Genomic DNA, 13,219 nt, shown 5'->3' on the forward strand with positions numbered 1-13,219 from the left:
CCGTCGTCACTCCACCGATTATCAAGGCAGAACATGAACAAGAAATTATCCGCAGTGTGCTTCGCCGCGCTGAGCTTCCCGATGCTGGCCATGGCCGCCAACGTTGCCGCCGCCGTCGCGGAAATGGCCGCGCCGGCCAATGCCGCCGAGGCGCCGGCCGCTGCTGATACGGTCGATACCGCCGCGGCCGCCGCCGTGCCGATGGCCACCGTGGAAATCGCCACCCGCAAAACCCGCTCGTCGGTCGCGATGACCAAGAGCGATATGCAGAAAATCCTGCCGGGCATCAATCCGCTGAAGGCGCTGCAGACCTTGCCGGGCGTGAGCTTCCAGACCGCCGACCCGTGGGGCAACAACGAACAAAACACCTCGCTGTTCATCCACGGCTTCAGCGGCCCGCAGCTGGGCTACACGATGGACGGCGTGCCGCTGGGCGACCAGCAGTACGGCAACTACAACGGCCTGTCGCCGCAGCGCGCCGTCATCAGCGAAAACGTCGGCAGCGTGATCCTGTCGTCCGGCGCCGGCGACCTGTCGACCGCGTCCACCAGCAACCTGGGCGGCACCATCGAGACCTTCTCCAGCGATCCGCTGCAGACCCGCAACGTGGCGCTGCAGCAAACCGTCGGCAGCTACAAGACCTCGCGTACCTTCCTGCGCTACGACACCGGCAGCTTCGGCGACGGCAACAGCGCCTACATCGCCGGCGTGCACCACGAGCAGCGCGCCTGGGACTTCAAGGGCCGCCAGGGCGGCGACCAGTTCAACGCCAAGTTCGTCAATCAATCGGGCCTGGGCAAGCTGACCTTGTTCGTCAACTACTCGGACAAGATCGAGCCGAACGAGGACAGCACCGTGCGCTCGGCCAGCGAAAAATACCAGCCGTACACCCGCCCCTTCCTGTATCCGAACTTCCAGCAGGCGCTGGCCTACCTGTCGCCGACCGGCGCCACCCCGGCCGCCGAGGGCAACAACTACCGCAACTACTACAGCGACGCCCAGCGCACCGACTGGCTGACGTACGCCAGGTTCGACATGAACCTGGGCGAATCGACCACCTGGTCCAACCAGGTCTACTACCACAACGACGACGGCGTCGGCGTGGTGGCCGGCCCGATCGGCGTGGCCGGCCTGCCGGGCCTGTTCGCGGTCTACTTCCCCGGCCAGAACCTGAAGCAAGTGTTCGGCAACTCCGGCTACGCCACCCGCACCACCGAATACGTCATCAACCGCAGCGGCTACCTGTCGAGCCTGACCACCGAACTGGGCGACCACAAGCTGCAGGCCAGCCTCTGGCTCGAAAGCAACCGCTCGTCGGCCTACCGCCGCTGGTACGCGCTCGACGTCAACAATCCGAGCTCGCCGTACGACCGTCCAGCCGATCCGCTGATCACGCAGTACGGCAGCAAGATCGACAACAAGGTCGCGCAAATCTCGCTGCAGGACGAATGGCGCGTGCGCGACGACCTGGCGCTGCAGGCGGGCGTCAAATCGAGCCTGCAATGGGCCGACGGCCAGTTCCCGGTGCAGCCCAAGGTCGGCGCCATCGCCAACGGCTCGACCGCCCTGCCGGTCGGTAAGATCACCACCAAGAAATGGCTGCTGCCGCAGATCGGCGCGCGCTGGGACATCACGCCGCACGACCAGCTGTTCGTCAACGTGCAAAAGAACATGCGCCAGTTCGTCACCTACGGCGGCGGCGGCGCCTCGCCGTGGAGCCTGGCGAGCCAGCAGGCGTTCGACCTGTTCCGCGACACCGCCAAGCCGGAAACCTCGATCACCTACGAGGCCGGCCTGCGCACCAGCCACCAGCTCGACCTCGGCGGCGTGACCGCCATCGACGGCCAGGTCAACGTCTACCACGTCGACTTCAAGGACCGCCTGCTGCAGATCAGCCCGACGCCGGTGATCTCCTCCATCATTGGCGGCAACCCGGTGCTGGCCAACGTCGGCAGCGTCAAGACCGACGGCATCGACCTGTCGGGCACCCTGCACTTCGGCCGCATGTTCTCGCTCTACAACGCGCTGTCGTACAACCGCTCGGAATACCAGGACAACTACAGCAACGGCGCCGCCGTCGTAGCGACCGCCGGCAAGGCCGTGCCGGGCAGCCCGGAGTGGATGAACAAGACGGTCGCCACGCTGACCGTCGCCGACACCGAGTTCCAGCTGATCGGCGACTACGTGGGCAAGCGCTACGCGACCTACACCAACGACCTGTCGGTGCCCAGCTACTTCCTGATGAGCCTGGGCGTATCGGGCAAGCTGCCCTTCCTCAACGGCGGCTTGATCAAGAACGCCCGCTACCGCGTCAACATCACCAACCTGGCCGACCGCGAGGGCAGCCTCAACGTTGTGGTCGGCGCGGCCAGCGGGACGTACAATACCTTTCCGATCGCACCCCGCCAGGGCTTCCTGACTTTGATGGCCGACTTCTGATGAACAAATCGCATTTGCCCAACCCGTTACCTTCGCGGCTGTCGCGCCGCGGCTTTATCCGGACGGCCGCGCTGACGGCGGGCGCGTCGCTGCTGCCGGCATCGTCGCTGCTGGCCGCGACCGCCGGCCTGGCCGACCAGTCCGGCCTGCCGGGCATCGCCCCGGTAGGCGCGGGCGGCATCGGCGGCGGCAAGACGCCGCTGGTGTTCGGCCACCGCGGCGCCAGCGCGCTGCGGCCCGAGCACACGCTGGCGTCGTACGCCAAGGCCATCGCCGACGGCGCCGACTACATCGAACCGGACCTGTGCAGCACCAAGGACGGCGTGCTGGTGGCGCGCCACGAAGCCTTCCTCAGCGAAACCACCGACGTCGCCAGCCGCCAGGAGTTCGCCGGCCGCAAGACGCGCAAAACCATCGACGGCGAGCCGCACGAAGGCTGGTTCGTCGACGACTTCACCTTGGCCGAACTGAAAACGCTGCGCGCGGTCGAACGCATCCCGGCGTACCGCCCGGGCAGCGCGCGCTACGACGGCATGTTCCAGGTGGCCACGTTCGAGGAGATCATCGACTTCGTCGCGGCCGAGGCGGCGGCGCGCGGGCGCATCATCGGCATCGTGCCCGAGCTGAAGCACTCGACCTACTTCGCCAGCGTCGGCCTGCCGCTGGAGGACCGTTTCCTGTCCATCCTGGATGCGCACGACTACACGCGCCGCAATCCGGTCGAGATCCAATCGTTCGAGGTGGCCAACCTGAAATACCTGCGCGGCAAGCTGGGGCGGCGCGCCAACCTGCGCCTGATGCAGCTGGTGATCGGCCAGGACGTGCGGCCGATGGACGTGGCGGCGGCCGGCGGCAAGCTGACGTTCGCGCAGATGTGCACGCCGGCCGGCCTGCGCGACATCGCGCAGTACGCCGACGTGGTGGCGCCGCCGACGCGCTCGATCATTCCGCTGAAAAAGGACGGCAGCCTCGACGCGCCAAGCTCGTTCGTCGACGACGCCCACCGGGCCGGGCTGCGCGTGGAGCCGTGGACATTCCGGCCCGAAAACCAGTTTCTGGCGACGGACTTCCGCGACGGCGGCAGCCTGCAGGCGCGCAACGAAGCGGGCTCGATCGCCGAGATGAAGCGCTACATCGCCGTCGGGCTGGACGGCTTCTTCACCGACGACCCGGCGCTGGGCCGCGCCGCCGTCGGCAGCTAAAGCAACTCCGGGGTCAGGTCCAACATTTCTACACGAACTGATGTGTGGTGGCGCCAAATCCCTGGTAACAGCTGAGCACGTGTAGAAATGGTGGACCTGACCCCGGAGTTTTGGAAATTAACGGCTGGCTTGGCGCGGGGCGTCGTCGGCTTTCGGTAAGGCCGCGGTCATGTTGAGCCAGCTTTCGGGTTGCGGTTTCTTCGGTTCGCGGACGCCGAAGAAGCTGACCACCTGGTCGCTGTTGTGGTCGTAGAACTCGACCGACGTGATGCCGGCACGCTTGACCACCCAGCCGCTGGCGAAGGCGCTGTCACGCAGGTGCAGATTGAACTCCGGGTCGAGCACGTTGAACCAGCCCGGCGAGGCGGCGACCTTGCCAACCTTGCCGCTGAAGATTTGGATTGTGGAGCCGTTGCCCAGGAAGACCATGATGTCGATCTTTTGTTTTGCCGTCTCTTCCAGCAGCTGGCGCACCGCTTGCGGCGTGATGCGCGTGGCGGCGCCGGCCGGCGCCAGACGCATCGCTTGCTGGCGCGTGACGCCAAATTCCGTCAACAGGCGGTTGAACTGGTGGACGTCGTTGATTTCGTTCCACGCCAGCTGGAATTCCTTGACGTCGATCTCGCTGTCCGGCTTTTCCTGGGCCTTGACCGGTTGCGCGGCCACCTTCAGGTCGGCGCTTTGCGACGGCGCGCGGAAGTCGGCCACCAGCTTGTCGAACACCGGTACGCCGGCGTCGTTCTTCAGGTATAGCTTGTGCACGGCGTTGCCGCTGGCGTCGAAGAATTGCAGGCTGCGCGTGACCACGCCGTCCTTGCCCGGCTGCGTCACCGCGAACGCGTATTTCCATTTGTCGAACGTGAAGCGCAGGTCGATCTCGCCACCCAGGTAGCCGCCGGCGATGTTGCGCAGCCGCGCTTCGCGTTCCTTTTGCTTGTCTTCCTCGAGGCCGACGATGTCGTCCTGCGACTTGAGCTTGCTGGCGACGCCGGTGCGCTCGAGCACGCCGTTTTCGTTGCGCGTCAGCGCCAGCACCTTGCCCAGCTCGAGCGCGCGGCGCATGATTTCACGCGGCACGGTGTCCCCTTCCTTGAGGCGGACCACGGTCTTGCCCATGCCCGTCGCCAGCAGGTCCGCTTCCGAGACGCTGAGCGTTTTGGCGGCGTCGCGCGCGGCCAGCTTGGGTTGCTCGGCGCGCAGCGTCTCCCAGCGCTCGGCCAGGCTGGCGGCGCCGCCCGGCAACGCGGTGAACAGCAAGGCGCCGGTCAGCGCCAGGGTGAATCGGTGGTGAGGTTTCATGGTGGCTCCGTGGGTTGTTTAGTAGATGACTTTGAGATTGACGGCGACGTTGCGGCCCGGACGCGCCTGGCGTTCGATGTCGGCCAAGGTGGCGGCCGTGCTGCCCGCGACCAGACTGCGCGACGAGGCGTAGTCCCAGTACTTGCGGTCGGCCAGGTTGTACAGGCCGCCGCTGAGGGTGGCGTGTTGGTTGATGTGCCAGTAGGCGCTCAGATCCATGACGGTGTAGCCGGGCACGGCGAACATGCCGGTCGTGGCGCTGGTGAAGACGTCGGCGGTGGCGCGCTTGCCGCGCACCGTGCTGACGATGAAGGCGCCGCCGCCGCGCTTGGCCGGGTCGTCGTAGGCGAACGTGGCGTTGGCCTTGTATGGTTGCACCGAGGCCAGTTCGGCCTTCCTGCCGCTGTCCTTGTTTTCGGCCGTGCCGCGCGACATGCCGGCGGCCAGCGCCAGGCTGTAGCCCCGCATCGGCTGCCACCATTGGCCCAGCGCGAAGCGGCTGCTGACTTCGCCGCCACGGATCTTGGCCTTGCCGACGTTTTCCGGACGGAACAGGCCTTGCGTGATGGTCGGGTAGTTGACCGGGTCGGCCGGCTGCGCGGCGTATTCGATGAAGTTGTCGTAGCTGGTGTGGAACAGCGAGAAGCTCAGCTCGACGCCCGGCGTCGGCGCGCCCTTCAGGCCCACTTCGAAGGCATTGCTGGTTTCCTTTTTGAGGTCGGGGTTGCCCAGCACCGCGTAGCCGTTGCCGGCGCCCGTGTAGCTGAACGAGTCGTAGGTGCCGGTGCGCTCGGCCGCGCTCGGCAGGCGGGTGCCGCGCGTGTATTGCGCGTAGGTGCTCAGCTGCGGGGTCAGCTCGACCGAGAAGTTCAGGCTCGGCGTGACGAAGGTGTCCTTGTCCTCGCGGATTTCCTTGGCCGCGCTCGGCACGGCGATGACGTAGTTTTGCAGGTTCTTCGGCGACAGCTTGCGTTGCTCGGCGCGCAGGCCCGGCGTCAACGTGGCCTGGTGGCCGGCCAGGTTGAAACCGAACTCGCCGCGCACGTAGGCGGCCAGCTTGTCGGTGTCCATGTCGGCCATGCGGTTCTTCAGCGTGATCTGGTGGGCGCCCGTGCGCACCACCGTGCGGTCCTCGCGCCACGGACGGCGGCTTTCCAGTTCCTCGTACAGCACGCCGTAGCCGATCAGCGTGGACAGGTTCAGCTGTTTGATGGCGTCGAGCGACAGGCCCTTGCTGTCGTTGAAGTAGCCGGTCGTGATGTCGCGGATGTAGGGCTGGCCGCCGGTGACGTAGTTGGCGTTGGTGGCGTCCTCGACCGAGGCGGTTTGTTTGTAGAGCCTGGTTTCGAGTTTGTCGAACAGCAGGCCGTTGGCCGGCGTGTAGCGGTGCTCGACGCTGTAGCGCGTGCGCTCGGTGTTGGAGTTCTGCGTGGCGCCGGCCGGGTACAGGGCGCCGACCTTGTTGTTGTAGACGCGGTCGTGCTCGGCCTTGTAGTGGTCGACGGTGAAGCGCAGTTCCTGCTCGCGCGTGAGCTTCCAGTTCAGCTTGGCCAGCACGGCGTCGGACGACCAGTCGTCCGGATTCGGGACGGCGTCGCCTTCGGTCTTGGTTTCGGCGCCGTCGCGGTGCACGGCGACGATCATGGCTTGCAGCTTGTCCCCCAGCGCGGTGGCGGCGGTGACGGCGTGCACGCGCGACGCCTGCTCGGACGCGTAGCCGAACTTGTAGTCGGCGTAGACCTTGCGGGTGCCGTCCAGGTACATTTCCGGCGATTTCGTGACGAACGAGACCGCGCCGCCCAGGCCCGGCGTGCCGCCGCCGGCCGGGCTGGCGCCGGCGCCGATGCCGATGTAGTGCAGGGTTTCCGGATCGATGTAGTCGCGGCCGATGCCGAACGAGTTCATCGACGTGCTTTCCGGACGCGGCGCGGCGTCCGGCAGCGAGATGCCGTCGACTTCCAGGCTGACGCGGTTGCCTTCGACGCCGCGGATGTTGATGCCGGTGTTGCCGGCGCCGTCCCAGACGTTGGCGGCGCCGCTGGCGGCGGCCGGCACGCTGATCAACGGCGAGTAGCGGGCGATCTTGGCCAGGTCGATGGCGTTGTTTTGTTCCAGTTGCTCGGCGCCGATGACGGTGGTGGTGCCGTTGCGGGTGGAGGCGGCTTCGTCGCGCTTGGCCTGGACCAGGATTTCGCCGAGGGCCGGGGCGGACGGGGCGGCGGCCGCGGCGGCTGCTTGCGCTTGCTGGGCTTGGGCCGGCAGCATGGCGGCGGCCATCAGCGTGATCAGCGCGGAGTGCACGGCGACGCCCATCAGGCGCGGGCGCGGGGTGTGGGAGTGCTTGGGCGCGGCCGGTTGCCGGGCGCACGTTGGGGTGGTGGCCATAGAGTTCCAAGAGAGAGTTGTGGACGGCTGGCTCTCGGGACTACGGCGATTGCTGGCAAAAACGCATACTAACAATAATGATTCTCATTTACAAGTGGTGAACATGTAAAGATTGATTATTGTTATAGCGGGTATTGCCGAAAACCTGGGGAAATTTTGGGGCGCGGGCGGAGCTTGGCGGATTACGCCGTGCCGGCTAATCCGCCCTACGTGGTTTAGACGTTACTTCGGGCTGGTGGCCTTTTTTTCGGTTTCCATGTGGTTGTTCTTTACGCGGACGTAGTGCTCGGCCGAGTATCTTAAATAGGCGATTTCTTCGGCGCTGAGCGCCCTGACCTTTTGCGCCGGACGCCCCACGTACAAATGGCCACTTTCCAGCACTTTGCCTGGCGACACCAAGCTGCCGGCGCCGACCATCACGCGGTCTTGCACCACAACGTCGTCCATGATGATGGAACCCATGCCGATCAGGCATTCATTGCCAATCGTGCAGCCGTGCAGCAGCACCGAGTGGCCGATTGTGACGAAGTCGCCGATGATCAGCGGCGAGCCGTCCGGCTTGCCCGGGTGCTTGTGGGCGACGTGGCCCATGGCGAAGTCCTGCACGTTGCTGCATTCGCCGATGACGATGCGGTTGACATCGCCACGCAGGACGGTGTTGCACCAGACCGAGCTGTCACGGCCGATGCGGACGTCGCCGATCACTTGCGCCGTGGCGTGCAGATAGATGTCGTCGCCGAGGACCGGGCTGGTGTCGAGATACGGGGATAAGGGCATGGTTGTCCGGAAAGTCAGTGGGGGGAATAGGTGCCGTCGCCATGCGGCGCGGCGGCGAAGGGCGGCAGCGCTTCAGCGCGGCGCGACAGCTCGCTCAACAGCGGGTAGTCTGCCGCCGCCACCACTTCGGGCAGCATTTCTTGCATGAAGTGCCAGGTGACGGCCGTCATGACGGCGCCGTGGTCGGTGCCCGGGCCGCCGAGCACCAGCGGCCGCGCGCGCTGTTCCGCTTCGAGCGCGTCGAACGCCGACAGCATTTGCAGGGTCACGCGTTCGACCCACGGCTGGTGCAGCTTTTCGGCCGGGCGCACCTTGCGTTCGTAGACGATCTGCACGCCCTTGTCGCAGGCGGCCAGCGCCAGCCCCAGCACGCGCAACGAGCGCAGCAGCGCGGCCGGGTCGGCCGGGGTCAGGCGCCGCTCCGGCGCGGCCAGGGTTTCGGCGTATTGCAGGATCAGCGTCGAGTCCATCAGCACGGTGCCGTCGGCGGCGACCAAGGTCGGCGCCTTGACCACCGGATTGATTTGGCGGAATTGGTCGAAGGTGCGGAACACCGACAGCGACTGGTGCTCGAACGGCACGTCGAGCAGTTGCAGCGAGACCGCGACGCGGCGCACGTAGGGGGAATCGAGCATGCCGATCAGTTTCATAGTTGCTCCTTGGGGTCTTGGCCGAGCGCGAATTCGGCGGCCGCGCGGGCGTGGATGGCGGTGGTGTCGAACAGCGGCACGGCGGCGTCCGACGAGCCGATCAGCAGCGAGATTTCGGTGCAGCCGAGGATGACGGCCTGCGCGCCCCGCGCCACCAGCGCGGCGATGATGCGGCGGTAGTCGTCGCGCGAGGCGTCGACCACGTTGCCGAGGCAGAGTTCTTCATAGATGACGCGGTGGACGATGTCGCGCTCGGCCGCTTCGGGGACGATGACGTCCAGCCCGTGCAGCGCGCTGAGGCGCTCCTTGTAGAACGCTTGCTCCATCGTGAAGCGCGTGCCGAGCAGGCCGATCGTCGTGTGGCCGGCGGCCTTGATGGCGGCGGCCGTCGGGTCGGCGATGTGCAACAGCGGGATGGCGACGGCCGCCTCGATGGCCGGCGCGACCTTGTGCATGGTGTTGGTGCACAGCACGATGAAGTCGGCGCCGGCGGCCTGCAGCGAGCGGGCGGCGCCGGCCAGCAGCGCGCCGGCCGCGTCCCAGTCGCCGGCGCGTTGCAGCCGTTCGACGTCGTGGAAGTCGACGCTGACCAGCGCCACCTTGGCCGAGTGCAGGCCGCCCAGGTGCTGCTTGACCGTTTGATTGACCTGCCGGTAATACGGCACCGTCGATTCCCAGCTCATGCCGCCGATTAAGCCGATGGTCTTCATTCGATGCGTCCGGGAATGAAGCTGAGGAAGGAGAACTCGGCCTGGTAGCCGGCCTCCTTGGGGCTGCACGCGTACAGGCCGCAGGCGACCGAATCGGCGCCGGCGCGCTCGTGCAGGTGGGCCACGCGGATCTGCGTCCATTGTTCGCCGTCGAGCGACGATTCGACGATGCAGTCGTTGGCCTCGGCGCGCACGCGCAGCCAGACGGTGTCGATGTCCTTGGCCAGCGGCTGGGTCGACCAGTCCGAATAGTGGCCGTTGGTGACGACGGCGCCGAGCCGGTTGTCGCCGTCCGGCTCGAACTCGACCGAGGTTTTCAGCCAGCAGCCGGACGACAGCCGCACCATCAGCCCGGCCTGGTCGTACTGGTGCGCCGGGCGCGAGGTGACCTTGGTGGTGAGCACGAAGTCGCCGGCGGCTTGCAGGTGCAGGAAGTGGCCGTTGTCGGCCTGGAAGCCGTAGTGGGTGCGCTGCCAGAAATCGGTGGCGGCGTCGGTCTCGATGCGCAGGCGGTTGGACGCGTAGTCGACCTGCCAGCGCGCCGGCTCGCAGTGCCAGCGCAGACGCGGGTCGAGCATGGCGTCGAAGGTTTCGTGCAGCGGGGTGTCGCTCATCCGGTGTCCTTGTCTGATGGTGGCCGCGCGCGCGCGGTACGCGCCTCCGGCGGCCATTGTAGATCAGCTTAGCGGCAATAGGCGCGGATATCGTTGGCGGCAACCTCGCGGTCGTGCTGGTCGAGCGGCAGGTCGTTGACGTGGCCGACCGCGCCATCGATGACGGCGCGCGCCAGCGCGCAGCGGGTGGCGTCGGTCTCGGGCTGGCCGCCGCGATGGCCGGCGTTGGCGACGGCGACGGCGCCGCCGCCGGCCTCGCGCGGACGGTAGCCGGGCGCCATCAGCTTGTGCTGCTGGCGGCGCTGGAACTCGGCCTCGCGCTGGCGCCAGTCGCCGCCCGCCTCCGCCGCCGGGGCCGCCGCCGTCTTGAGCAGCTGGACGCGGGCGCCGCCGGCCAGGTCGGGGTTGTCGGTGTAGTTGGCGACGCCGTTGGCGTCGATCCATTTATAGAGGTCGGCGCGGGCGGCGCCGCCGGCGCCCAGCAGCGCCAGCGCCAGCGGGACGGCGGCAAGCAGTTTGGTCATGGCAGATTGTTCTCATGGGGAATCGACCAGCCGATTCTACGGATTATTTCCGCTCAGAATCTATTGAAATGTCACTAACCTTGCAACAACACCACGGCGCCGCGCGAGATGGCGCGCGCCACGGTTTGCACGTCCCAGTTCGTCAGGCGGATGCAGCCGTGCGATTGGGTCTTGCCGATCTTGCCCGGCTCGGGGGTGCCGTGGATGCCGTAGTGTTCCTTGCTCAGCTGGATCCAGACGGCGCCGACCGGGTTGTTCGGTCCGGCGGCGATGCGGGCCTTGGCGTCGCCGGCCTTGGCGTCCCAGAACAGCTTGGGGTTGTAGCGGTATTCCGGGTTGGCGGCGATGCCGCGCACTTCCCAGCGCCCCTGCGGCAGCGGGTCGTGGGCGCTGCCGGTGCTGGCCGGGAATTGCGCGATCGGCATGCCGCCGCCGTCGAGCAGGGTCAGGGTGCCGTCCTTGGCGTCGACCAGGATCGAGGCCGCCTTGGGCAGCGGCTTGGCCGCCGCCACGTTGGGCACCAGCAATTGCTCGCCGGCGCGGGCCAGCGATTTGCCGGGATTGAGGCGGCGCAGCAGCGCCGGGCTGCAGTGGAATTTCTCGCCCAGCGCCTCGGCCAGGCTGGCGTAGCCGAGCGCGGGCAGCTTGGCCTTGCCGGCCATCGTGGCCGGCACCGGCTGGTAGGGCCCGGCCGCGTCCTGGGCGGTGACGGTGTAGACGTCGAGCACCGGCGCGGTGTCGGCCGCCAGCACGGCCCAGGTGGCCGCGTCGAGCGCGCCCGTCAGCGGCAGCTGGTGCAGCTTCTGGAAGCCGATGACGGCCTGGCGCAGGTTGCCGCCGACGCTGCCGTCGATCTCGCCGGAGGAGAAATGGGCGCGGTCGAGCAGCACCTGCGCGCGCAGCACGTCGTGGCCGCCGGTGCCGGTGGCGGGGTTGGCGGCGGCGGGGTTCTTGGCGGCGCCGGCGGCCGCCAGCGCGAGGGCGAAAATAAATGGCTTCAACAATTCAGGCGGGCCGGTGGATGGCCGCCACGCGGCGGCCGAAGAATAGGGGATGGCGCATCAAAAAACCGGGTCGGTGGACAGGACCCGGATTCTACCAAATCGGCGGCTTTCCAGCCTTCCGGCAGCAGGAGGTTGCTGCGATGGGGCGGCGCCCGCTAATCGGCCTTGCGGTATTTCCGCATGACGTAGCCGAGGCGGCCGCGGTTGACGTCGAGCCAGGTCCACAGCGCTTCGACGTGTTCGCGGTGGGCGCGGTAGTAGGTGTCGTTGAAGGCGAGCCAGACACGCGTGTTGATCAGCGGTTGCGGCAGTTGCACGACGGCGCCGTGGTAGCGCGCCAGCGCGGCCTTCAGGTGGGCCGGGGCGACGGCGGCGACCACCACGCCGTCGACGCGGCCGAGGCGCAGCTTTTCGATGTTGCGCTCGAGGTCGCGCGCGCCGTCGTCGATCGTCAGGCCGGCCTCGCGCAGGCGCCCGGCGTAGCTTTGCCCCTGGGCCACGCCCAGCAGCTTGCCCTTGAAATGTTGCATCGGCTGGGTGCTGGCCGGCAGCTTGTCGCTGGCGCGCACCAGCACGATCAGCGCGTTGTGCATGGCGCGGTCGAGGTCGATATTGCCGGCCTTGTCGCGCGGCAGCGCGATCTCCGGCGGGTAGCTGGGCAGCTCGCCCAGCGGCGACATGTCGATGTCGCCGGCCGCCAGCGCCAGGCGCAGGCGGGCGATCGGCAGGCGCACCCACACCGGCGGGCAGCCGAAGCCGGCGCCGAGCACGGCGTCGCGCATCAGGTCGACGGCGGCGCCGGGCGGGTCCGGCACCTCGGCGCCCTCGCCCATCCAGTAGGGCGGGCGGTGTTGGTCCATGTAGCCGACGCGCACGGGGATGCAGGGGGTGGCGGCGCTCGCTAGCGTGTGGATGGCGGCCAGCGTTAGCGCGGCCGCGCATGTCCATAGCGGGCCGGGGCGGCGGCGGGTTGGGTCTTGGCGGTGGTGCGGGGCGAGGGTGTGGGGCATGACGCTGCGGGCGGGTGGCTGGGGACTCGTCGCTATCATATAATTTATTTCCATAAGGAAATCTAACGAAATGTCACGGGTGGGGTTCGAGTCGCCGACGGAGCTTGGCGGATTACGCTGCGCTAATCCGCCCTACGTGTTTTAGAGTGGTTTAGATTGGAGTGGTTTAGATTGGGGTGGTTTAGATTGGGGTGGTTTAGATTGGGGTGGTTTAGATTGGGGTGGTTTGGTTGGGCGTTTTGAACCCGGCCGGGCTTACTGGTCGGCCGGTGCCGGCGGCGGCGACGCCAGCGGCACCGCCGGCGCGGCCTGGCCCTTGCCGACGATCTGGATGAAGATTTCGTTTTGTTTGATCATGCTGAGCTCGTAGCGCGCGCGTTCCTCGACGGCGCCGGTGCCGTCCTTGAGGTCGCGCACCTCGGAGTCGAGCTTGGCGTTCCGGGCCAGCAGTTCGGCGTTCTTCTTGTGGGCCGCGCCCACTTGCGCCTCGAAGTCGGCCACGCGCAGCCAGCCGCCCTTCCCCAGCCAGAGCGGGTACTGTATCAGCAGCAGCAGCGCTGCCAGGGCGAGGGTGATCAGGCGCATGGTCGACGGGCTCAAGGACG

General features: G+C 67.3%; 12 protein-coding genes. 2 read left to right on the plus strand and 10 right to left on the minus strand.

Going from position 1 to position 13,219, the window contains the following annotated elements; translation table 11 throughout:
• The first annotated feature begins 33 nt into the window (after window positions 1-33).
• Together JOD97_RS11415 and JOD97_RS11420 are read left to right on the plus strand one after the other, a co-directional pair.
• Window positions 34-2,439 (plus strand): TonB-dependent receptor, encoded by a 2,406-nt coding sequence (locus JOD97_RS11415; protein ID WP_209716709.1) that lies wholly within the window; start codon window positions 34-36, stop codon window positions 2,437-2,439.
• Window positions 2,439-3,641 (plus strand): glycerophosphodiester phosphodiesterase, encoded by a 1,203-nt coding sequence (locus JOD97_RS11420; protein WP_209716713.1) that lies wholly within the window; start codon window positions 2,439-2,441, stop codon window positions 3,639-3,641. The genes JOD97_RS11415 and JOD97_RS11420 overlap by 1 nt, the downstream gene beginning before the upstream one ends.
• A 117-nt stretch (window positions 3,642-3,758) precedes the next feature.
• On the opposite strand, the gene JOD97_RS11425 is transcribed toward JOD97_RS11420, so the two are convergent.
• The 10 genes from JOD97_RS11425 to ftsB form a co-directional block, all read right to left on the minus strand.
• Window positions 3,759-4,940 carry a hemin-degrading factor gene (locus JOD97_RS11425; RefSeq protein WP_209716716.1) on the minus strand — a complete coding sequence of 394 codons (1,182 nt, stop codon included), beginning with the start codon at window positions 4,938-4,940 and terminating at the stop codon, window positions 3,759-3,761.
• A gap of 18 nt (window positions 4,941-4,958) precedes the next feature.
• The gene (locus tag JOD97_RS11430; RefSeq protein WP_229264280.1) at window positions 4,959-7,325 is read right to left on the minus strand and encodes a TonB-dependent receptor domain-containing protein; all 2,367 of its coding nucleotides are present in this window, start codon (window positions 7,323-7,325) and stop codon (window positions 4,959-4,961) included.
• Window positions 7,326-7,547: 222 nt separating this feature from the next.
• A complete protein-coding gene (locus JOD97_RS11435) occupies window positions 7,548-8,102 on the minus strand; it encodes a gamma carbonic anhydrase family protein (RefSeq protein WP_209716718.1) in 555 nt (184 codons plus the stop codon).
• A gap of 14 nt (window positions 8,103-8,116) precedes the next feature.
• Window positions 8,117-8,752 carry a glutathione S-transferase gene (locus JOD97_RS11440; RefSeq protein ID WP_209716721.1) on the minus strand — a complete coding sequence of 212 codons (636 nt, stop codon included), beginning with the start codon at window positions 8,750-8,752 and terminating at the stop codon, window positions 8,117-8,119.
• Window positions 8,749-9,462: an aspartate/glutamate racemase family protein gene (locus JOD97_RS11445; protein ID WP_209716723.1), complete on the minus strand. Its 714-nt coding sequence runs from the start codon at window positions 9,460-9,462 to the stop codon at window positions 8,749-8,751. Before JOD97_RS11445 ends, JOD97_RS11440 begins: the two co-directional genes overlap by 4 nt.
• The gene (locus tag JOD97_RS11450) at window positions 9,459-10,076 is read right to left on the minus strand and encodes a DUF1349 domain-containing protein (RefSeq protein ID WP_209716725.1); all 618 of its coding nucleotides are present in this window, start codon (window positions 10,074-10,076) and stop codon (window positions 9,459-9,461) included. Before JOD97_RS11450 ends, JOD97_RS11445 begins: the two co-directional genes overlap by 4 nt.
• 68 nt (window positions 10,077-10,144) lie before the next feature.
• On the minus strand, window positions 10,145-10,600 hold the full coding sequence (locus JOD97_RS11455; RefSeq protein ID WP_209716728.1) for a DUF4124 domain-containing protein: 456 nt from the start codon (window positions 10,598-10,600) through the stop codon (window positions 10,145-10,147).
• A gap of 74 nt (window positions 10,601-10,674) precedes the next feature.
• Entirely contained in the window at window positions 10,675-11,601 is a 927-nt protein-coding gene (locus JOD97_RS11460) for a L,D-transpeptidase (RefSeq protein WP_229264281.1), read from the minus strand.
• Between the two features lie 158 nt (window positions 11,602-11,759).
• A complete protein-coding gene (locus JOD97_RS11465; RefSeq protein ID WP_229264282.1) occupies window positions 11,760-12,614 on the minus strand; it encodes a hypothetical protein in 855 nt (284 codons plus the stop codon).
• Window positions 12,615-12,869: 255 nt separating this feature from the next.
• Window positions 12,870-13,199 carry a cell division protein FtsB gene (gene ftsB / locus JOD97_RS11470; protein WP_209716731.1) on the minus strand — a complete coding sequence of 110 codons (330 nt, stop codon included), beginning with the start codon at window positions 13,197-13,199 and terminating at the stop codon, window positions 12,870-12,872.
• Between the last annotated feature and the right edge of the window lie 20 nt (window positions 13,200-13,219).

Origin of the sequence: Duganella sp. 1411 (assembly GCF_017833525.1) — a bacterium.
Taxonomy (GTDB): domain Bacteria; phylum Pseudomonadota; class Gammaproteobacteria; order Burkholderiales; family Burkholderiaceae_D; genus Rugamonas.

Excerpts from the sequence above, each read along its gene's own strand:
- JOD97_RS11440 (WP_209716721.1), bottom strand. The coding sequence starts at position 8,752 with ATGAAACTGATCGGCATGCTCGATTCCCCCTACGTGCGCCGCGTCGCG.
- JOD97_RS11455 (WP_209716728.1), bottom strand. The coding sequence starts at position 10,600 with ATGACCAAACTGCTTGCCGCCGTCCCGCTGGCGCTGGCGCTGCTGGGC.
- JOD97_RS11450 (WP_209716725.1), bottom strand. The coding sequence starts at position 10,076 with ATGAGCGACACCCCGCTGCACGAAACCTTCGACGCCATGCTCGACCCG.
- JOD97_RS11445 (WP_209716723.1), bottom strand. The coding sequence starts at position 9,462 with ATGAAGACCATCGGCTTAATCGGCGGCATGAGCTGGGAATCGACGGTG.
- JOD97_RS11465 (WP_229264282.1), bottom strand. The coding sequence starts at position 12,614 with ATGCCCCACACCCTCGCCCCGCACCACCGCCAAGACCCAACCCGCCGC.
- JOD97_RS11420 (WP_209716713.1), top strand. The coding sequence starts at position 2,439 with ATGAACAAATCGCATTTGCCCAACCCGTTACCTTCGCGGCTGTCGCGC.
- JOD97_RS11435 (WP_209716718.1), bottom strand. The coding sequence starts at position 8,102 with ATGCCCTTATCCCCGTATCTCGACACCAGCCCGGTCCTCGGCGACGAC.
- ftsB (WP_209716731.1), bottom strand. The coding sequence starts at position 13,199 with ATGCGCCTGATCACCCTCGCCCTGGCAGCGCTGCTGCTGCTGATACAG.
- JOD97_RS11415 (WP_209716709.1), top strand. The coding sequence starts at position 34 with ATGAACAAGAAATTATCCGCAGTGTGCTTCGCCGCGCTGAGCTTCCCG.
- JOD97_RS11425 (WP_209716716.1), bottom strand. The coding sequence starts at position 4,940 with ATGAAACCTCACCACCGATTCACCCTGGCGCTGACCGGCGCCTTGCTG.
- JOD97_RS11430 (WP_229264280.1), bottom strand. The coding sequence starts at position 7,325 with ATGGCCACCACCCCAACGTGCGCCCGGCAACCGGCCGCGCCCAAGCAC.